We start from the raw sequence: 19900 nt of genomic DNA, 5'->3' as shown, positions 1-19900 counted from the left end.
GATTGAGTGACGGAAGCATCTTAGCGGTTTGTCCTCAAGTAACCTAGTCACCCTGAACATCGCCGCTCTCAATCCAGCTTTATGTGTCAGTCAACTAATCTCCACCACAGCCTCCACCACAACCGCTGGTGTCCCCGCCGCATCCATCAGAAAAACCGCTAGAGCTTGAAGGGGCTCCAGAATCACCTGCACATCCCGAAGCGCATCCGATGTGCCCCGCACAGTAGCCATCACCGTAGAACGGTGACGATTTATCTTTGCAATCTAAAGAATATTTGAAGCCATCCTCTATGCCGAGCAGGGAGTCAATTGAAAACAGTAATGGCAAGCGTGTTGGCGTGGACGGGTTAATGTTGCTTTTGGCACATGCCAGTCTCCAGGCACGCTTGATGCCGTCTTGTGCCAGCGTCGCCGTCCGCATGGCTTCGGTTGGAGTATGGTGAAGAAACCTGCCAAGAGCCTTTTTGCAGAAGGCCTGGTATGGCCTTGTGAAAAGAATAAATTCATGCCAGGCGACATCAACAACCTGAGATGGCATTGCAACCATTCGTCGCTTTGCCTTGTTGCAAATATAGAAATAATCCCGGAGCCCTTTTATGACCAGGTCAATTTGATCTTGAGTGAGGTGAGGATATTTTTTCTGGACCTTTTTGCCGATAGATGAGCTGAAACGGTATTTTTCAATAAATGCGAGTTGTGCCTTCTTCTTGTTCCAATAGAAAAAGTAGGCGATCAGCGCGAGGATTAATAAAAAAATGATTCCATCAAAACTCATGGGATATCCATCAAAGCGGGGAAACTACAATGCCGGGTGCAGCGTCTTGTTATATTTATTTTTCAATAACCAGATACTCGAGTTCAGAAATGCTAAGTGTAAATTTAGTCTTTCTATCCGCTAATTTTTTATCACCCATTGTTGGGGGTGTGCAGTCTAGCCAAGATATGTCCGTAACCCCTTTCTCTGTAGCGTAGCGCTCACCTGCTTTTTTAAGATCAATAATGGATTCAGATTCCATTATTTTTAGAGAGTCTTTTTTATTTCCAGATTCATCAGTAATGATTTTTAGTAACTTCATTTAGTTAACCCCGTAAACATAATGGTTAAATAGACAGGCACAGTGACGCAAGACTTTGCGTCACTGTGTCATATATGTCAGAAATAGGTGTGCTTGAGAGGGTTGGTAACATCCTGTTCCATCAGACTTCGTTCCTTGTCATGCTGCTAGGCGGTACTAGGGTCGGGTTATGCTCATTACTTTAACAGCGCTTCCCTGATGGCTCTGGCTTTGTCCTGCACGCGCTTGGTGTTTGTCGGCCCCATGCGTACCAGTTGTTTCTGCAGGGGCGATAGGGCTTCCAATGAGGGGTCGGCGAACTTGTAGTTAACCGACTCCTGGGTCAGGTACACCGGTTGCAGCGGGAATGGGGTGGCCAGTATCTGGTCGAGTGCTGCGATAAAGGCTTTGTCCACTTTCTCTGGTGGATAACCCAGCTCGCCGTAGGCTTGTTCCAGCAGTGGCCGCAGGAAGTGAAACAGTCCCACGATGCTATCGGTATCCAGGGCTTCAAGGGTTTCCACCAGGTAGTTGTAGCGCTGGTAGTTAGCGGAGTCGATAGAAATTTTGGCACCATCCTTGAGGACAGCAAATTTGCCTTCCGGTGCGGGTGCGTTGAGCATTTTGCGCAACACGATACCCCGTGACAGACCATCCACCAGGGTAGTGCCGCGACGGAGAATAAAGTCGCCAGGCAGCCATAGTTCCAGTTTGCCGTCGGGTGTCAGTTCGGCGAGTTTTTCCCGTGCCAGCTTGTCACTCTCGTCGAGGCTGGGCAGGGGCACCTTTTTTACTTCGGGCGGTGGTGCCTGCGGGGGGATTTCTTCTTTCACTTCCGGTAACGGTGCCGGTGTTGCCGGGGGGGCAGGTAATGGTTCTGGCTCAAATTCTATGGCAGCAGTGGGTTCTTCTTCGGGCGCGTTACCTCCGCTCAGCAGGTAGTAAGCGCCACCACCGATTAGTGCGGCAGCAATCACCAGGGCAATCCATACACCGGCTTTGCTGCGGGGTTGTTGTCTTTCGGGCCTTTCGTCGGGCCTGATTTCCATGGGTTACTCCTGAATAATGTTCGCGTGTGAACCGTCGCACAGCGGTGCGTTGGCGGTTCGCTTGCAGGTGCAGAAGGCGACTTTTCCCGTTCTCGGGGCCTGCCAGGATTGGGGTGTAAATTCAGTGCCGCTGTGGGAACCATCGCAGAAAGGCTGAGAGGCGCTCCGACCACAGGCACACCACCAGTAGGTTTCACCTTGGGTAACATTGGTGATGATGGGTTGTGTCCCGCCTATTTCCGGTGTTGCCACGACGCTGCTCTCCTAGGAGTGATTGTCGCCATTGATGATGGGCTGACGGTTGATTGTCCCCGATTTAATCACCAGTTTGTGATCATCGCCATCTTCTTCTTTCTGCCACAGTTGTACCAGCAGGTAGTTCAGCTCCGGGGCAAACCACATAATGGTTTGCCGGTCGTCATCCTCGCGCACTCGTTTCACCTTGATGGTCTTGAACGGGCCGAGAGGGGTGTCGAGGGTTTCTTCACCCAGTATTTCAAAGTTGTAGTCTTTCAGTCGGCCCCTGGCAATCACCTGGTATTGCAATGTGGTTTGTCCGTTGCTGAGGTCGCGCTGTAATTGCACTTGGTAGGAGAGGCGGTTCAGGTAGTTGCCATCCAGCTTGACTTGGCGCTTTTTCTTTTTAGCTTCGTAATTGGCAACACCGGTAGTGCGGTCATAGGACAGCTCTTCGGTTTTTTTCATGCCGATGATATTGCGCTCGTATTCGTAACCATGGTCCACGATCACGCCCTGCTCATCCAGGCTGAAGGTGCCTTCCTCGGTAATGCTGCCCAGCAGGTTTTTGGCGCTGGTGATGATTTCGTAGCGGTTGCCGTTGACGCGCAATTCCCGCTTGGCATCGATATCCATGCCGTTAAGGGTTGCCGCATAAGCCAGCTGATAGGGAACCAGCGCAGCTTCGCTCTCGGCCAGGGCGGTTGGACTTTGGGCGAACAGTAATGCCAGCACGCCCATCAGGGCGGCAGGTAAGGTTTGGCGCAAGACTTGGCGCATGGCGTTCAGTGTTTCCTGTAAGAATGACATTCAGGGTTTAGAGGGTCATTTGCCGTTATCGTTCACGGGGAACGGTACTAAATGGGTGGCCTCTTGGGGGTAACGGGCGGCCGAACATGAAGGCGCGGCCATTGCTCAGGCCGATACGACCCTGGCAATACCAGCGAACCGCCATGGGGTAGATCAGGTGCTCCTGCTCGAAAACCCGCTCGGCCAGGGTCTCAGCGGTATCGTCCTCCATAACGGGCACTTCTGCATGAATAATGGCCGGGCCGCCATCCAGTTCGCTGGTGACAAAATGTACGGTGGCACCTGCTACGGTATCCCCGGCATCCAGCGCGCGCTGATGGGTATGTAATCCTGGGTATTTGGGCAGCAGGGACGGGTGGATATTCATCATGCGGCCTTCGAATTTGGCAACAAATTCCGGGGTGAGAATACGCATGAAACCGCACAGCAGCACCAGGTTGGGTTGGTATTGCTCTACCACTTCGGCCAGTGAGGCGTCGAAGCTTTCCCTATCGGGAAACTCCCGGTGGTTCACCACGTGGGTGGGAATACCTGCTTTCTCTGCCTTTTGCAGGCCCGGTGCATCGGGGTTGTTGCTGATAACAGCGACAATTTCGCCGTCGACAACACGCATCTGAACCGCGTCGATCATTGATTGCAGGTTGCTGCCCTTGCCAGAGATCAGCACCACGATACGGGGTTGATGGGTTTTTTGCATAACTTATAAACCTTTGAGTTCTACGCGTTCATCGCCGGGTTCCGCGTGGGCGATGTGACCAATAATGAAGGCATCTTCACCCGCGGCATGCAGGGTGTCGAGGGCTGTCTGGGCTGCATTTTCTGGCACACAGACCACCATGCCAACCCCACAGTTGAAGGTGCGGTGCATTTCCAGGGGATCGACGTTGCCCTGTTGTTGCAGCCATTGGAAGATCACAGGTTTCTGCCAGCTTTGGATATCAATGACGGCCTTGGCGCTGTCCGGCAATACCCGGGGAATATTCTCCAGCAAACCACCGCCGGTAATGTGCGAGATGGCGTGCACCGGTACGTGGGCGTGCTCAACCAGGCCAAGGATGGATTTCACATAAATGCGTGTCGGCGTGAGCAGTAGCTCACCGAGGGGCTTTCCGTCGAGCTTTTCTGAGCGGGCATCGGTGCCGGACACTTCGAGAATCTTGCGGATCAGCGAATAGCCGTTGGAGTGGGGGCCGGAGGAGGCGATGCCGATCAGGGCATCACCCACATGTACATTGCTGCCGTCAATCAATCCGTCTTTTTCGACAATGCCCACGCAGAAGCCAGCCAGATCGTAATCTTCGCCTTCATACATGCCGGGCATTTCAGCAGTTTCACCACCTACCAGGGAGCAGCCGGCCTGGCTGCAGCCCTCACCAATACCGGTGACGACTGCCGCGGCTGTTTCCACATTCAGTTTGCCGGTGGCGTAGTAGTCGAGGAAGAACAGGGGTTCTGCACCGCAGACTACGAGGTCATTGACACACATGGCCACCAGATCGATACCGATGGTGTCGTGAATGCCCAGATCCATGGCCAGCTTCAGCTTGGTGCCGACTCCATCTGTTCCGGATACCAGCACCGGCTCCTTGTAACCGCTGGGTAAACTGAACAGTGCGCCAAAGCCTCCCAAACCTGCCAGCACTTCCGGTCGGCGGGTACGTTTGGCTACCTGCTTGATGCGTTCGACCAGCGCGTTGCCAGCGTCGATATCGACACCTGCGTCCTTGTAGCTGAGGGAGGGTTGTTTGGGATTGCTCATAGGAGGTGCCTTGGTTGTGAGACGGATTTAACAAAGGTCGGCTATTTTATATGAAAAGGCGAAATCTGGCAGTTCGAGAATGTGTCTATTTGTCGCTGGCTGTTACAATCGGCCCCATGAAACAAACCCGGCAGTTAATCCTTTCCTTTTTCCTGGTAGCCCTGAACCTGATGTTCAGCCCCATGGCCAGTGCGGTGCAAATGACTGAGCTGTATCAGGCGCAGGTTCCTGTGGCCGATCAGGGCGAGGCTGAACGTGCACGGGCCATTCGTTCCGGTTTGGGACAGGTGCTGGTGAAGGTCACGGGAAACAGCCAGGTGTTGACTAATCCGGAGATTGTCCAATCCCTGTCCCGCGCGGAAAGCCTGATCACCGAATACGGGTATGTGAGCTATAACCCCGCAAATTCCCAGGATCAGCCAGGCTTGGCTCTGAATATTCACTATGCTCAGGCGGCAGTAGATCGGCTGGCACGCAGTCAGCAATTGCAGATCTGGCCCTCAGACCGGCCGGAGTTGCTGGTATGGATGGTGGTCGACACGCTGGAGCAGGGGCGTCAGTTTATCTCGGTTGATGAGCAGCCGGAGCTGTTGTCACTCCTTGGCAGCGCCATGAAGGTAAGGGCCGCGCCGTTGATGGTGCCATTACTGGATCTCGCCGACCGTTCGCAGCTGACAGAAGAGGATGTGTGGAATTTCAGCGCGGGCCAGCTGGCAGATGTGGCCCAACGTTACAAAACCGATAACTGGATGGCCGTCAGGCTTTACCAGAGTTCCAATGGTCAGTGGCGCGGTGCGCGGCTGCTGAAAACGCCGGATGGTGAAGATCTCAGTAGTGGGGTGGCAGACTCGGCAGCGCAGTTAATCAATCAGTTGGTGGATGAGGCGGTGGACCGCATTGCCGGTAGGTATGCGTTTATTCCCCAAACCAATGCCCAGCAATTGACTCTGAACGTTGATCAGGTTACCAATTTTCAGTCGTTCAGCGATGTGACTGGCTATCTGGAATCTCTGGAGCTGGTGAGCAAGGTGATTGTCGATTCTGTGGAAGGGGGTCGGTTGGGTCTGCGTCTGGATGTGGAGGGCGACTTCTCCCTGCTGCTGGATACCCTGCGTCGCGACAGCCGTCTCGTTGAACAGACCACCGCTGACTTTCCCGGTGCAGGCCCCAATGAGTACCTGTTCCGCTGGCACGGGCGTTAGGGATAGAGGCTAGAGACAAAAAGTGCCTCAACAGCTTAGCCTGCAAATCAAACTCAACGACGACGCCACCTTTGAGAATTTTCTGGTTCCCGCCGGTGACAGCAAGCATTTGCTGTTAACCCTGCTGCGTGATTCATGGCCCCAAAGTGATGAACCCTCTGTGTACCTCTGGGGTAGGCCAGGCAGTGGTGTCTCCCACCTGCTACAGGCCAGCTGTCATCGGGCTGCCTCCAGCGGTCTTCCGGTGCAATATCTGCCCTTGAGGGAGTTGATGGAGTACCCTCCGGAAGCGGTTCTCGCCGAGCTGGAACGACTGCCACTGGTGGCCATTGATGATGTTCAGGCAATTGCCGACAGGGATGATTGGCAGGAGGCGTTGTTCAACTTGTTTAACCGAGTTCGGGATGTAGGCGGTCACCTGCTTATGGGAGGGGATGCCGCTCCTCGGGAGCTACCCCTGGCACTGTCGGACCTGCGGTCACGTATTGGCTGGGGCCCGGTGTTTCAGCTGGAGGCACCCAATGATGTGCAGCGGGAGGAAATCCTGAAATTTCGTGCCGCCCGTCGTGGCATGACACTGGAAGATGAAGTGGCCCGCTACCTGGTGAATCGCGCAGCGCGGGATCTGCACGGGTTGATGGACTGTCTCGATACACTGGAGAAAACTTCCCTGGAAGCCAAGAGGAAGTTGAGCATTCCCTTCGTGAAACAGGTCTTCAGCTGGTAGCAAAAACAGAGCTCAAGTCAGCCGTTAATGGCTTTGATTTCCAGATAATCCTCAAACCCGTATTCACCCCACTCGCGGCCATTGCCAGATTGCTTGTAACCACCAAAGGGTGCGTTGTAGCCGTGGGAAGCACCGTTGATCCTGACCATGCCGGCACGCAACCGCCGGGCAATGCGCTGACCCCGTTGCGGGTCGCCGGTCTGAATGTAGGCAGCCAGTCCGTAGAGGGTGTCGTTCGCGATGTCGATGGCTTCGGCTTCATCGCGGTAGGGAATCATCACCAGCACCGGTCCGAAGACCTCCTCACGGGCGATAGTCATACGGTTGTTGACGTCAGCAAATACCGTGGGCCGTACAAAGTGACCAGTGGTAAATCCTTCTGGCTTACCGAGTCCCCCGGCCACCACTCGCGCGCCCTCTTTGATTGCAATCTCAATCAGATGCTGTACCTTGTCAAATTGGGCTCGACTGGAGAGTGGGCCGATATGTGAGCCCTCTTCATGGGGCAAGCCGACAGTAACAGCCGCTGCCGCTTTGGCGGCAATGGCCACGGCTTGCTCGTAGTGTTGTTCGGGCACCAGCATGCGAGTGGGTGCATTGCAGGACTGGCCGGTATTTTCCATGCACCAGGCGACGCCACGGGTCACGGCCTGTTCCATATCGGTATCGTCCAGCAACAGGTTGGGAGATTTCCCCCCCAGTTCCTGAGCCACGCGTTTGACACTGTCGGCGGCGGCTTTGGCAACAGCAACGCCCGCCCTTGTGGAGCCGGTAAAGGACACCATGTCGATATCCGGGTGTTCCGCCAGCCCCTGACCAATCAGCGGGCCAGCACCATTGACCAGGTTAAAGACCCCCGGAGGAAATCCCGCCTCGTGAATCATTTCTGCAAACAGGTGGGCGCTCAACGGCGCAATCTCGCTGGGTTTCAATATCATGGTGCAGCCGGTGGCCAGCGCCGGGGCGACCTTGCAGGCGATCTGATTGATGGGCCAGTTCCAGGGCGTGATCAGCCCGCACACACCGATAGCTTCCCGCACCACCAGTGTCTTGCCCAGTGATTGCTCAAAGGGGTAATCCCGCAATGCCCGCAGGGCGCTTTTCAGGTGTCCGCGGCCACAATCGGCCTGATCGCTGCGGGCAAAACTGATGGGGGCGCCCATCTCCATCGAAATAGCACATGCCATTTCTTCGTAACGGGCCTCGTAAACAGCCAGCAGAGCTTCCAGCAGGGCAATGCGTTGCTCCCTGGTGGTTTGGGAATACTCCTGAAATGCCTTTTTAGCAGCGGCAACCGCGCGGTTGAGATCATCCCGGGTACCCTGAGAAATTACGGCAATGATCTGTTCGGTGGCAGGGTTTTCCACTGCCAGGTCATCTGCGCTCTGCGGTGCCACCCAATGGCCGTTGATATAGAACTGGCGGCAATCTTTCATGTCATTGTTCCTGTGGACTGACTGACAGCTGCTTGAGCACGGCCTCAAGTTTCTCCTCGTTCTGGGGGCCGAGCAGTACCTGCCGGAATTGGCCGTTGCGATCAATGACCAGAGTTTCCGGCAGCACACCACTGGGTTTGACCCCAAACTGCTGTCTCGGGTCTTCGGCGAGAACCGGAAATTCTATGCCCAGTGCTGTGGCCTGCTGTTTTAGTCTGTCGCCGGTGACGCCGTCAAAGTTGACGGCCAGCAGCAGTACCTGATCGCTGAATTTCTGCTGGAAGGCATTCAATTCGGGAATTTCTTCGCGGCAGGGCTTACACCACTCCGCCCAGTAGTTGATCAGCACGACCTTGCCGTGCTGGTCATTGAAATTGAGTGTGCCACCGTCCATGAGGGGATAACCGGAGGGCTTGTCGGAACAACCTGTCAGGCTAAGAAAAAGTGCACAAACCAGGCAGTTAATGATCGTTCTCAACATCGGCCTCCTGTTCAAATAAATCTGCCAGTGTTAGAGAGAGGTTTTGCTGAAGTTGTTCGTTGCTTTGGCGAAGGATGCCGGACAGGCGACCATACCAGTGATAATCAGACAGCGCCTCGTTGGCCTTGGCACCTGGCAAAGCAGTGACACTGCGGCCACTCAGCTGCAGCAGATCCGAGAGCTTCAGTTGGTGGGGGTCACGGGTCAGGATGTAGCGGCCATTGTTGGTCACCACCAGCAGTCTTTTTGCTATCAGGACATCGCGCAACTCCCGCCAGTGCTGCTCTTCAAGACCACTGGCGATGACATCCTGGTCAGATAGGGAACCGCCGACCTGCTGATTGCGCCAGCACTCCCACATCACCACCAGTACCGCGATCATGTCGGGATAATCGTAGCCCCGCCACACGGTCTGGAACGTTTCCATGGAGCGGACCAGTTCGGCGCCGCCCAGCACGATAATCCACATCAGGTATATCCAGATCAGGAAGATCGGCACGATGGCAAACGCCCCGTACACGGTGGTGTAGCTGGAGTGGGCGATCAAAGCGCCAAAGCCCAGCTTGGCCAGTTCAAACAGCAGGGTCGTGATCAAACCACCGATGGTGGCGTAGCGTCCTGAGACCCGGCAGTTGGGAACGGCAAGAAACAGCAGCGTGAATGCCGCCCAGGTAAAGATCACCGGTAGGTATTCAAAAATCAGCCCGGTAATGCCCAGCACGTCGACCTCATCGACGAGCAGCTGGAAAGAGACCAGGTAAGTGCGCATCATCAGACCGATACCGAGCAGCAGCGGCCCCAGGCTGAGGATGCCCCAGTAAAGTAGAAAACTGGACAGCCCGCGTCGCGCGCCTGAAGTGCCCCAGATATTGTTAAAAGTGTGCTCGATGTTGGTCAGCATCAAATAGGAGGTGATCAGCAGAATCACGGCGCCGGCAACCGAAAGGGTGCGGGCCTGGCTGGAAAATTCGCTGAGATACCCCTGAATTTCTGCGCCACTCTGGGGCACAAAATTATTAAAAATCAGCTGCTGCACCTGTTCACCAAGGCCCTGGAAGGCCGGGATGAGGGAGAACATTGAATACATCAGTGTCATCAGCGGAACCACCGCAAACAGGCTCATGTAGGTGAGCGCCGCGGCGCTCTGGCGACAGCCGTCGTTGGCAAAGCGCCGGCCCAAATGGCGAAAAAATAGTTTCGCCATGTCCAGCTTGTCTTTCGGCGTCATTGGTGTCCCCTTACGTCGTCTGGCCCCGTTGGGTCGTTTACCGCTAGAATGCATTTTTTATTAAGGCTATTTTACACAAAGATCATGATCAGCATTTATCACAATCCCCGTTGTTCCAAATCCCGTCAAACTCTGGCTCTTCTGGAAGAGCAGGGTATCGATCCCGAAATCATTCTCTATCTGGAGACACCGCCGGATGAAAAAACCCTGGCCGATATTCTCGCCAAGCTGGGAATTTCAGCTCGCGAGCTGTTGCGCAAGGGTGAGGATGCCTACAAAGAAAACAATCTGGCCGATCCAAGCCTCAGCGAGGCGCAATTGATTACTGCCATGGTGGAGCATCCCAAGCTGATCGAGCGTCCGATCGTTATCAACGGCGACAAAGCGGCCCTGGGCCGCCCCCCTGAACAGGTTCTGGATATTCTGTGATGCCCTATATTCTGGTTCTCTACTATTCACGCTATGGCCATACTCGGGCCATGGCAGAACAGATTGCACTAGGTGTTGAGCAGGGCGGGCTGGAAGGACGGCTGCGCACCGTGCCACCCGTGTCGGCAACCTGCGAAGCAACAGAGCCCGAGATTCCCGCTGAGGGCGCCGTCTACTGCAGCAAGGAAGATTTGCGCGATTGTTCGGGCTTGGTACTTGGCAGCCCGACCCGTTTTGGCAACATGGCTGCGTCGATGAAATATTTTATCGACAGTACCAGTGATCTCTGGCTCAACGGCAGTCTGATCGGCAAGCCTGCCTCGGTGTTCACTTCCACCGGGTCGCTGCACGGGGGGCAGGAAACCACCCTGATCAGCATGATGCTGCCTTTGTTGCACCAGGGTATGGTGATTGCCGGGCTGCCCTACAGCGAGCAGGCATTACACACCACCGCCTCCGGCGGCACGCCCTATGGTTCCTCTCATCAGGCTGGTGGCGATGGCAGTCGGCCCCTGACAGAAGAAGAGGTCGCACTTTGTATCGCCCAGGGAAAACGCATGGCATCCCTGGCGAAAAAGCTGGTGACCCCATGACCAAGGTAATTTCACAACTCTCTAAAAAGTTGGGTGTGGCCCGCAAGCTCACCTGGGGCAGTTACCTGCTGTTAATGGCGGTGTTACTGGCGAATGCCATCTGGTCGGGTACCCCGGTCAGCCTGATGGTTTTTACCATGGTGCCGCTGCTGATTTTCCTGCCGGGATTGCGCAGGGAGCGTTACAAGACCATCTCCATGCTGTGTTTTGTCACGTTGATGTATTTTATGGTGACAGTGACCAACCTGTTTGCACCCAGCGCCAACTGGCTGGATGCGGTAGAACTGGTTCTTATTGTGGTGCTGTTTGGAGCAGCCATGATGTTCAGTCGCTGGAAACAATACTCGCTTTATCAGGAAGATAACCCATGAGTGACAAACCAGGATTGATTCGCCGTTTTTTCCGCTTTATTGGTCGGCTCGCCCACGGTATTCGCGTGCTGTTTAACCTGCTGTTCGTGCTGATTGTTGTGGCGCTGATTATCAGTATGTTTCAGAAAGACGTGCAGCCATTGCCCGAAAGCGCGGCATTGCGAATCGCGCCGGGCGGTTTTCTGGTGGAGCAGAAAACCTATACCGATCCGCTGACACAGTTAATGCAGCAAAGCAGTCCTGCAGATGCCGAAACACTGGTTCAGGACGTGGTGGAAGCCATTGATCGCGGTGCCACTGACCCGAGGATTAATTCTCTGGTGCTGGAATTGGACTACCTGCTTGGGGGAGGGCTCACCAAGCTGGAAGATGTGGGAAAGGCGCTGAAAGATTTCCGCAAAAGCGGCAAACCCATTATCGCGGTGGGTGATAATTTCACCCAGGAACAGTATTACCTGGCCAGCTACGCCGACGAAATCCATCTCAACCCGATGGGTGCGGTTCTGATTGCCGGCTTTGGCAGCTACCACAGTTATTTCAAAGATGCGCTGGATAAACTGCGCGTCAACGTCAACGTCTTCCGGGTTGGCACCTACAAGGATGCCATTGAACCCTTCACCCGCACAGATATGTCACCGGCATCCCGAGAGCACAACAGTGCCTGGCTCAACGCCCTGTGGTCGGTGTATACCAGCCGGGTGGAAAGCCAGCGCAACCAGCCCATCGATGCCATCAACGATTACGTCAATAACCTGGGTGCCAAGCTGGCCGCCTACCAGGGCAACACCGCAGAGTTGGCTGTAGCGACAGGGCTGGTGGACAAACTGTCGACCAGGCCGCAGATGGCTGACCGGTTGCGACAGCTGGCCGGTGTCGATGAGGACGGAAATTATCAGGGTATCGACATGAAGCGATACCTGAGCCATACCCGCCGTGCCGAAGCCCTCGAGCCTACGCCGGTGGGTGACAAGATTGGCATCATTGTAGCCAAGGGCATGATTCTCGATGGGGAACAGCCTGCGGGCACGGTGGGAGGCGACAGCCTCGCCCAGCGCTTCCAGCAGGCGCGCAAGGATGATCAGTTGAAAGCACTGGTCTTGCGCATTGACAGTCCCGGTGGCAGTGCCTTTGCCTCTGAGGTGATTCGCCAGGAATTGCTGGCCACTCGAAAAGCCGGGTTGCCGGTGATTGTGTCAATGGGTACGGTCGCGGCGTCAGGCGGCTACTGGATTGCCATGGGGGCCAACGAAGTGTGGGCGAGCCCCACCACCATTACCGGCTCCATCGGTGTGTTCGGAGTGATTCCCACCTTTGAAGAAAGCCTCGCGGCGCTCGGCATCAACAATGATGGAATCGGTACCACAGAGCTGGCAGATCTGTACCAGCTGGATCGACCTATGTCGGATCAGGCCAAGCAGGTTGTTCAGTCCGGGGTGAATCATATCTACGATCACTTCCTTTCTCTGGTGGCTGATGCTCGTGGCACCTCGCCAGAAGCCATACACGAAGTGGCACAGGGTCGTGTCTGGACTGGAGCAAAAGCACGGGAGCTGGGTCTGGTGGATGAACTGGGCGATTTACAGGCGGCGATTGAGGCGGCAGCTAGGGTGGCTGGGCTGGAGCAATATGAAGTTGAAGAAATCCGTAAACCCCTGGATTTTCGCGAGCAGTTGTTGCAGGAACTGGCCAATGGCCAGGTGGCTGGCTGGCTGGTCCAGCGTTCCCAGGGCTGGATGCCCCAGAGCTGGTTGATGGGGCTCTATAGCCTGGGTAACAAACTGAATCCGTTGGGACGTCTGAATGACCCACGCGGTATGTATTTACAGTGTTTCGAGTGTGATGTGCCGTGATTTTCGTGCGGTATTAAAAAAGGCGGCCTATAGGCCGCCTTTTTTGTTTGATTACCTGCCGAGCTTTAACGCTCCAGGTACTGCAACTTGTCTTTCACGCCGTCCCACTCTTCGGCATCGGGGAGGGAATCTTTTTTCTCGGTGATGTTGGGCCAGACTTCCGCTAGCTCCGCATTCAGTTCCAGGTAAACCTGCTGGTTATCGGGTAGCTCGTCTTCAGAGAAGATGGCTTCGGCCGGACACTCGGGTTCACAGAGGGCACAGTCGATACACTCATCCGGGTGAATCACCAGGAAATTCGGGCCTTCATAAAAGCAGTCCACCGGACAAACTTCCACACAGTCAGTGTATTTGCACTTGATGCAGTTTTCGCCAACGATAAAGGTCATTGGGTGCTCTCCGTGAAGCAGATAAAGGAACAGCGGCGCATTATACAGAAATAAAATCCGCGTTTTAAAGCACCAGAGAGGAATTATGCGGTGCTTTGTGAATCTTTATTGATCCTTGCACAACAGCTTCAGGGCATAAAGCTGCTCCAGGGCCTGTTTTGGTGTGAGATCGTCGGGGTCGACGGCACTCAGCGCGCCCCGGAGTGCTGCGCCGATCGGGTCGCTGAACAGCTCCTGTTGCAACGGTTGATCAGTGTTTTTTGCTGCTACCGGGATAACCGTGGGATGGGCTCCGGCTTCCAAGCGTGCCAGTTCCTGACGGGCCAGGGCAATCACCGTGGCAGGTATGCCCGCCAGCTTGGCTACCTGAATGCCATAGCTCTGACTGGCCGGACCTTCCTGAATAGCATGCAGAAATACAATGTCGTCGTTGTACTCCGTGGCATCCAGGTGAACATTGGCCACGCCCGCTGTTTTATCCGGCAATGCCGTCAACTCAAAGTAGTGGGTGGCAAACAGCGTGAATGCACGAACATTTTCCGCCAGCTCCAAGGCGCAGGCCCAGGCCAGGGACAGGCCGTCAAAGGTGCTGGTGCCACGTCCAATCTCATCCATTAAAACCAGGCTGGATTCGCTGGCATTATGGAGAATATTGGCAGTTTCCGTCATTTCCACCATGAACGTTGAGCGTCCACCCGCCAGGTCATCGGAAGAACCAATGCGTGTGAATATACGGTCCACCAGGCCGATCGTTGCGCTCTGGGCCGGCACACAGCTACCGATATGGGCCAGTAAGACGATCAATGCAGCCTGCCGCATATAGGTGGATTTACCCCCCATGTTGGGGCCGGTAATGACCAGCATGCGGCGCTGTTCGTTCAGGCTGAGATCGTTGGCGACAAAGGGCGTGTCCAGCACCTGTTCAACTACCGGGTGACGACCACCACAGACCTCGATACCCGGAGTAGCCTCCAGAGTGGGTGTGCACAGGCTGAGGTTGTCAGCTCGCTCGGCCAAGCAGACCAGAACATCCAGCTCGGCGATGGCAGCGGCACATTCCTGAAGGGGGATAAGGTGATCGTTCAGGGATTCAATCAGGTCTTCGTAAAGGGCTTTTTCGCGAGTAAGAGCGCGGCTTTTCGCACTGAGGGCCTTGTCTTCGAACGCCTTGAGTTCGGGGGTGATATAGCGCTCAGCATTCTTGAGTGTCTGGCGGCGAATATAATGGGCCGGTGCCTGCTCGGACTGTGCCCGGGAAATTTCTATGTAGTACCCGTGTACCCGGTTGTAGCCCACTTTTAGGGTGCCGATGCCAGTGCTCTGTTTTTCCCGCTCTTCCAGGTCCACCAGGAACTGCCCGGCATTGCTGCTGAGGTTGCGCAGCTCATCCAGTTCACTGTCGTAGCCTTCGGCGATCACGCCCCCATCGCGAATGACGACGGGTGGGTTGTCGACAATGGCCTGCTCCAGCAGTGTTACCAGCTCGGGAAATTCTGCAGCCTGGGCTGACAGTTGCTGCAAATGGGCTGGTTCCTGCCGGGTCAGTATTCGCTGGATCTCGGGCAGGGCGGCCAGGGACTGGCGCAAACGGGTTAAATCCCGGGGGCGGGCAGAGCGCAGTGCAATACGGCCCAGAATCCGTTCCATATCGCCCACTTGTTTCAGGTGCTCATTCAGTGATTCGTAACAGTAATCCACCCGCAGGGCTGCTACGCCCTGTTGCCGCGACTGCAGTGTGTCCAGGTTGCGCAAGGGGCGATTGAGCCAGCGGTTCAGCAGGCGGCTGCCCATGGCCGTTGCGGTGGTATCCATCACCGACAGAAGGGTGTTTTCAGTATTGCCATTGAGGTTGAGGCTGAGTTCCAGATTGCGTCGCGTGGCAGCATCGAGGATCACACTATCATCGCGATTCTCATGACAGAGATTACGAATGTGGGGCAGTGCTGCGCGCTGGGTTTCCCGCGCATATTGCAACAGACAACCGGCGGCGGTCAGAGCCAGTGGCAGGTGATCACAGCCAAAGGCAGCCAGGTCCTTGGTGCCAAATTGATCGACCAGCTGGCGACGAGCCGTGTCGGCTTCAAATTCCCAGGGCTGTCGGTGGCGCACGCCGCGGCGCTGCTGCAGTAATTCCATGTGTGGGAAATCTTCAGCGACCAGAAGCTCAGCCGGATTGAGCCGTTGCAGTTCGCCCAGCAAGGCATCGGGACCATCCACCTCCAGAACCAGAAAACGCCCGCTGCCGATATCCAGGGTGGCGATGCCAAATTGCTGTTCTTTGCCACAGCTTACGGCGACAAGCAGATTGTCTTGGCGTTCATCCAGCAACGCTTCATCACTGATGGTGCCGGGGGTGACAATGCGCACCACCTGCCTCTCCACCGGGCCTTTGCTGGTGGCGGGATCACCGATTTGTTCGCAAATGGCGACCGATTCGCCCAGTTTCACCAATTTCGCCAAGTATCCTTCGGCGGCGTGATAGGGCACCCCGGCCATGGGGATGGGCTGGCCCGCGGATTTACCCCGCGCGGTGAGCGTGACATCCAGCAGTCGCGCCGCTTTTTTTGCGTCGTCGTAGAACAGCTCGTAAAAATCCCCCATGCGATAAAACACCAGCTCGTTGGGGTGCTGGGCCTTGATGCGCAGGTACTGCTGCATCATCGGGGTGTGATTTTCAGGTGTTGCCACTGACGTCATGCGGGGGACTTCTGGTTGGGTAAACGCTGGATTCTACGTGAATACCCTTGGTGAAAAAACACTACCAGAAATGAAGTTTCTTAACCTTGATGAAGTGTTTTTGGGATGTGGCTACTTTTTTCAGGACGAGCGAAGGCTTGATTGCTGAATATGAAGGCAATCCGTTCAGTCGGCTAGAAGCGCTTTACTGGAAGAGAGGTGCAATGAACTGGACAATCAGGTTGCTGTTATCCAAAGCGATGAGGATAAAGAGCGTGGCAGCAGTATGATCCTTTAGGCTTATACGACAGTACTTTGCTGCCAACCGAAGCAGAATTTTCATGCGGACTCGGTCAGGAAAATTGAAAGAAGCTTCGGACATAAAAAAACTGCAAATGTTGCGGGCTTTAAGTCTGGCGCAGGAGTGCAGCCTGGGAAGAAAGGTATAAATTTGTAGCGGCGTTGTCGGTATTGCAGGTAAACGAAGTTTTCTGATGTACCAATGAGTATTGGCGCGAGACGCGAATGTGGCTGACACTGTAGAATTTCATGGCGACTTAATATGCGCCACTAAATTGGTAGGCTTTGTTGCAGAAGTACCAATGCAACAAAGCTTTAGCTAGTTAATAACATGATGTTATGTTCAGGAATCTCCCTTGAAACCCAGAAAGCCCGTTAGACGACAACGCTCCAATCCGGCAGGTCGCAAGATCACTTTTGAAATTGAGTCCATGGATACCATGGGGCAGGGTGTGGCCCATATCGACGGTAAACCCTGTTTTATTGCGAAAACACTCCCCGGTGAAACTGGTACGGCAACCATCTTCCGTGCCAGTAAGGGGGTGCAGTTTGCACGCCTGGAAACACTGGAGCAGCGGGCGGAAAACCGTGTTGAGCCAGCCTGTGAGCACTTTGAGCACTGTCCCGGCTGCCATTTTCTGCACACGGATTATCAGAGCGAACTCACCTATAAAACAGATGCCCTGGCCGGCCACCTGAAACGACTGGATAGAGCATTGCCCAACGTGGAAGTGCACGGTACCGAGCAGCGCCTGCATTATCGCAATCGAGTACAGCTTCATTACCGCCACAAATATATCGGTATGCTCGACCCGGTGGCAGATACGGTGTTGCCGGTGCCGGGGTGTCAGATTGTGGACGAACAATTGAAACCGGTTATGGATGCGCTCTACCAGCAACCGGAATGGACAGAACAGCATTCAGGCAAGGGGCACTGCGAAATTTACTTGACCGGTGATGGCGTTAGCACGGCGTGGGATAGTCCCTATGCCCACGGCGGTTTTACCCAGGTCAATGGAGCCATGAATGAGGTGCTGCGCAATACGGTTTTGGCTCAGTTTGGTGACAGGAACAGCGGCAAGTTGCTGGACCTGTTCTCCGGAGAGGGCAACTTGTCAGAACTGATTGTTGAGCGCCAGCCAGCCATTGACCGGGTAATGGTGGACTTTGCCCCGGAGCGGGTCAAAGAACAGACGCTGAGCTTTCTCCATCTCGACTTGTTTTCGGAGACGGCGTTGCGCACTTTCCGCGCCCGGAGTCCCCACTCGAAGTTCGACGTATTACTGGTCGATCCGCCCCGCAAGGGCTTTCCGGCTCTGCACGAATGGGTCAAGGCGCTGAAACCGGAAAAACTTATTTATGTGAGCTGTAATGCGGCGACTCTTGTGCGTGATCTGCAGCTGCTGGGAAGCCAGTGCAGTATTGAACACATCAGTTTGATCGATCTGTTTCCTGGGACCTATCACTACGAAACGCTGGTTACGGTGACTTTTCCCTAGCAGGTGGTGCCGGGTTATGACTTGCATCGGGTCGCGGCACTGAATTACCGTCCCACTATGACGATTACCACCCGTATGTTGGCTCAGCAGCTCGGCGAGCTGCTGTTGAGCAGGAACGCTACCGTTACCTGTGCCGAGTCCTGCACCGGTGGCGGGATTGCCAGCGCCATCACGGATATCGCCGGCAGTTCGAGTTGGTTCAGGCTGGGGCTGGTGACCTACGCCAACGTAGCCAAGCAGAGCATGTTGGGTGTGTCTCCCGATACGCTGGCCAGAGAGGGAGCCGTCAGTGAGGCCGTGGTGATAGAAATGGCTCGGGGAGCACTGGCAAAAGCCGAAGCCGATATTGCTGTGGCTGTCAGTGGTATCGCGGGTCCGGACGGCGGTTCCGAGGCAAAGCCAGTGGGAACCGTATGGTTCTGCTGGGCGCTCGGGGACGGTGAAATCAGCACCCGCTGCCTGCACTTTGACGGCAACCGCGACCAGGTTCGGCATGAAGCCGTGGCCACCGCACTGAGCGGCCTGATTGCCATGCTGAAAAAATGAACTACTGTATGACTATACAGTAGTGTAATGTTGCGTTAAGCTAACCGACATTCAGTGAATATCTTCAAGTTAAAGTACGAAAGAGGCAACGGTCATGGATCCAAACAAGGAAAAAGCACTTCAGGCGGCACTTGGCCAGATTGAGCGCCAGTTCGGCAAGGGAACTGTCATGCGTATGGGTGACCGGGAACACGTAGCCATCCCGGCCATTTCAACCGGTTCGCTGGGCTTGGATGTCGCATTGGGTATTGGCGGCTTGCCAAAGGGGCGCATTGTCGAGATCTATGGTCCCGAATCTTCCGGTAAGACCACGTTGACCCTTCAGGTAATCGCCGAGGCCCAGAAGCTGGGCGGCACCTGTGCCTTTGTGGATGCCGAACACGCACTTGACCCTATCTATGCTGAAAAGCTTGGTGTTAACGTCGATGACCTGATTATGTCCCAACCGGATACCGGTGAGCAGGCACTGGAAGTGACGGACATGCTGGTGCGCTCAGGCGCCATTGACGTGCTGGTGGTCGACTCCGTCGCGGCGTTGACCCCGCGGGCAGAAATCGAGGGCGAAATGGGCGATCACCATGTCGGCCTGCAAGCCCGCTTGATGTCCCAAGCGCTGCGTAAACTGACCAGCAATATCAAACAGGCCAACTGCCTGGTGATCTTTATCAACCAGATTCGTATGAAAATCGGCGTCATGTTCGGCAACCCGGAAACGACTACCGGCGGTAACGCACTGAAATTCTATTCATCCGTGCGGTTGGATATCCGCCGTATTGGCGCTGTGAAGGAAGGTGAAGAAGTGGTGGGTAATGAAACCCGCGTCAAGGTTGTGAAAAACAAAGTGTCACCGCCGTTCAAGCAGTGTGAATTCCAGATTCTCTACGGTGCTGGCATCAACCAACTGGGTGAAGTAGTGGACCTGGGGGTGAAATGTGGACTGGTGGATAAATCCGGTGCCTGGTATGCCTATAATGGCAACAAAATTGGTCAGGGCAAGGCCAATGCCTGTGAATACCTGAGGGAAAACCCCGAGGTCGCTGCAGAAATCGAGAAAAAAATACGTGAGCAGTTGATGCCCGCCCCAAAACCCAAGGATAGAGCGGAAAAGATCGACCCGGCAGAAACAGAAGCCGCGGATCTCTGATCACACTGGCGTTCTACCAAAAAACCGCGCAAGCACCTGCGCGGTTTTTTTTGTCTGGTTATAAGACGATTGTCTGGTTTGGCTGTCTGTAATCTTTATGGAGTTTTTCTATCTGAAGG

21 protein-coding genes are annotated in these 19900 nt (G+C 55.0%); 9 read left to right on the top strand and 12 right to left on the bottom strand.

Going from position 1 to position 19900, the window contains the following annotated elements; translation table 11 throughout:
- Positions 1-94 precede the first annotated feature (94 nt).
- The 7 genes from Q8A57_RS03140 to purM form a co-directional block, all read right to left on the bottom strand.
- The gene (locus Q8A57_RS03140) at positions 95-775 is read right to left on the bottom strand and encodes a glycine-rich domain-containing protein (protein ID WP_305169466.1); all 681 of its coding nucleotides are present in this window, start codon (positions 773-775) and stop codon (positions 95-97) included.
- A 55-nt stretch (positions 776-830) separates the two neighbouring features.
- Positions 831-1076 (bottom strand): hypothetical protein, encoded by a 246-nt coding sequence (locus tag Q8A57_RS03135; RefSeq protein WP_305169465.1) that lies wholly within the window; start codon positions 1074-1076, stop codon positions 831-833.
- A gap of 176 nt (positions 1077-1252) precedes the next feature.
- The gene (locus tag Q8A57_RS03130) at positions 1253-2104 is read right to left on the bottom strand and encodes a DUF3014 domain-containing protein (RefSeq protein ID WP_305169464.1); all 852 of its coding nucleotides are present in this window, start codon (positions 2102-2104) and stop codon (positions 1253-1255) included.
- Between the two features lie 3 nt (positions 2105-2107).
- Positions 2108-2356 (bottom strand): CDGSH iron-sulfur domain-containing protein, encoded by a 249-nt coding sequence (locus tag Q8A57_RS03125; RefSeq protein WP_305169463.1) that lies wholly within the window; start codon positions 2354-2356, stop codon positions 2108-2110.
- A gap of 12 nt (positions 2357-2368) precedes the next feature.
- Positions 2369-3121 (bottom strand): DUF3108 domain-containing protein, encoded by a 753-nt coding sequence (locus Q8A57_RS03120; RefSeq protein ID WP_305169462.1) that lies wholly within the window; start codon positions 3119-3121, stop codon positions 2369-2371.
- 55 nt (positions 3122-3176) lie between these two features.
- Positions 3177-3848, bottom strand: coding sequence for a phosphoribosylglycinamide formyltransferase (gene purN / locus Q8A57_RS03115; RefSeq protein WP_305169461.1), 672 nt, complete (start codon positions 3846-3848; stop codon positions 3177-3179).
- A gap of 3 nt (positions 3849-3851) precedes the next feature.
- A complete protein-coding gene (gene purM / locus Q8A57_RS03110) occupies positions 3852-4910 on the bottom strand; it encodes a phosphoribosylformylglycinamidine cyclo-ligase (RefSeq protein ID WP_305169460.1) in 1059 nt (352 codons plus the stop codon).
- 50 nt (positions 4911-4960) lie between these two features.
- Here purM and Q8A57_RS03105 point away from each other — a divergent pair, with 50 nt between their 5' ends.
- Both Q8A57_RS03105 and hda read left to right on the top strand, forming a co-directional pair.
- Complete coding sequence (locus Q8A57_RS03105) at positions 4961-6112, top strand: DUF2066 domain-containing protein (protein WP_305169459.1); 1152 nt, start codon at positions 4961-4963, stop codon at positions 6110-6112.
- A 22-nt stretch (positions 6113-6134) separates the two neighbouring features.
- Positions 6135-6839, top strand: a complete 705-nt coding sequence (hda, locus tag Q8A57_RS03100) for a DnaA regulatory inactivator Hda (RefSeq protein WP_305169458.1) — start codon at positions 6135-6137, stop codon at positions 6837-6839.
- Positions 6840-6856: 17 nt separating this feature from the next.
- On the opposite strand, the gene Q8A57_RS03095 is transcribed toward hda, so the two are convergent.
- Genes Q8A57_RS03095 through Q8A57_RS03085 form a run of 3 tightly spaced genes read right to left on the bottom strand, consistent with a single transcriptional unit; the run spans position 6857 to position 9984 of the window.
- Entirely contained in the window at positions 6857-8275 is a 1419-nt protein-coding gene (locus Q8A57_RS03095) for an aldehyde dehydrogenase family protein (protein WP_305169457.1), read from the bottom strand.
- Position 8276: 1 nt separating this feature from the next.
- A complete protein-coding gene (locus Q8A57_RS03090) occupies positions 8277-8756 on the bottom strand; it encodes a TlpA family protein disulfide reductase (protein ID WP_305169456.1) in 480 nt (159 codons plus the stop codon).
- Positions 8737-9984: a YihY family inner membrane protein gene (locus Q8A57_RS03085; RefSeq protein ID WP_305169455.1), complete on the bottom strand. Its 1248-nt coding sequence runs from the start codon at positions 9982-9984 to the stop codon at positions 8737-8739. Before Q8A57_RS03085 ends, Q8A57_RS03090 begins: the two co-directional genes overlap by 20 nt.
- 84 nt (positions 9985-10068) lie before the next feature.
- On the opposite strand from Q8A57_RS03085, the gene arsC reads away from it, so the two are divergent.
- The 4 genes from arsC to sppA are packed head-to-tail and all read left to right on the top strand — an operon-like array spanning position 10069 to position 13227.
- Positions 10069-10413, top strand: coding sequence for an arsenate reductase (glutaredoxin) (gene arsC, locus Q8A57_RS03080; protein WP_305169454.1), 345 nt, complete (start codon positions 10069-10071; stop codon positions 10411-10413).
- Positions 10413-11006, top strand: a complete 594-nt coding sequence (gene wrbA / locus Q8A57_RS03075; RefSeq protein ID WP_305169453.1) for an NAD(P)H:quinone oxidoreductase — start codon at positions 10413-10415, stop codon at positions 11004-11006. The genes arsC and wrbA overlap by 1 nt, the downstream gene beginning before the upstream one ends.
- The gene (locus Q8A57_RS03070) at positions 11003-11377 is read left to right on the top strand and encodes a DUF2069 domain-containing protein (RefSeq protein ID WP_305169452.1); all 375 of its coding nucleotides are present in this window, start codon (positions 11003-11005) and stop codon (positions 11375-11377) included. Before wrbA ends, Q8A57_RS03070 begins: the two co-directional genes overlap by 4 nt.
- The gene (sppA, locus tag Q8A57_RS03065) at positions 11374-13227 is read left to right on the top strand and encodes a signal peptide peptidase SppA (protein WP_305169451.1); all 1854 of its coding nucleotides are present in this window, start codon (positions 11374-11376) and stop codon (positions 13225-13227) included. The genes Q8A57_RS03070 and sppA overlap by 4 nt, the downstream gene beginning before the upstream one ends.
- Positions 13228-13292: 65 nt before the next feature.
- On the opposite strand, the gene fdxA is transcribed toward sppA, so the two are convergent.
- Together fdxA and mutS are read right to left on the bottom strand one after the other, a co-directional pair.
- Positions 13293-13616 carry a ferredoxin FdxA gene (fdxA, locus tag Q8A57_RS03060; RefSeq protein ID WP_305169450.1) on the bottom strand — a complete coding sequence of 108 codons (324 nt, stop codon included), beginning with the start codon at positions 13614-13616 and terminating at the stop codon, positions 13293-13295.
- Positions 13617-13721: 105 nt separating this feature from the next.
- The gene (mutS, locus tag Q8A57_RS03055; protein WP_305169449.1) at positions 13722-16313 is read right to left on the bottom strand and encodes a DNA mismatch repair protein MutS; all 2592 of its coding nucleotides are present in this window, start codon (positions 16311-16313) and stop codon (positions 13722-13724) included.
- A 635-nt stretch (positions 16314-16948) separates the two neighbouring features.
- On the opposite strand from mutS, the gene Q8A57_RS03050 reads away from it, so the two are divergent.
- From Q8A57_RS03050 to recA, 3 genes are all read left to right on the top strand, one after another.
- The gene (locus Q8A57_RS03050; RefSeq protein WP_305169448.1) at positions 16949-18091 is read left to right on the top strand and encodes a class I SAM-dependent RNA methyltransferase; all 1143 of its coding nucleotides are present in this window, start codon (positions 16949-16951) and stop codon (positions 18089-18091) included.
- Positions 18092-18112: 21 nt separating this feature from the next.
- Positions 18113-18637, top strand: a complete 525-nt coding sequence (gene pncC, locus Q8A57_RS03045; protein WP_369427764.1) for a nicotinamide-nucleotide amidase — start codon at positions 18113-18115, stop codon at positions 18635-18637.
- A gap of 94 nt (positions 18638-18731) precedes the next feature.
- Positions 18732-19781, top strand: coding sequence for a recombinase RecA (gene recA, locus Q8A57_RS03040; RefSeq protein WP_305169447.1), 1050 nt, complete (start codon positions 18732-18734; stop codon positions 19779-19781).
- Positions 19782-19900: the final 119 nt, after the last annotated feature.

Source organism: Porticoccus litoralis (genome assembly GCF_030676955.1).
GTDB classification, from domain to species: domain Bacteria; phylum Pseudomonadota; class Gammaproteobacteria; order Pseudomonadales; family Porticoccaceae; genus Porticoccus; species Porticoccus litoralis.
The sequence above is the reverse complement of the archived record's forward strand: the minus strand, read 5'-3'. Positions and strand labels throughout refer to the sequence as shown.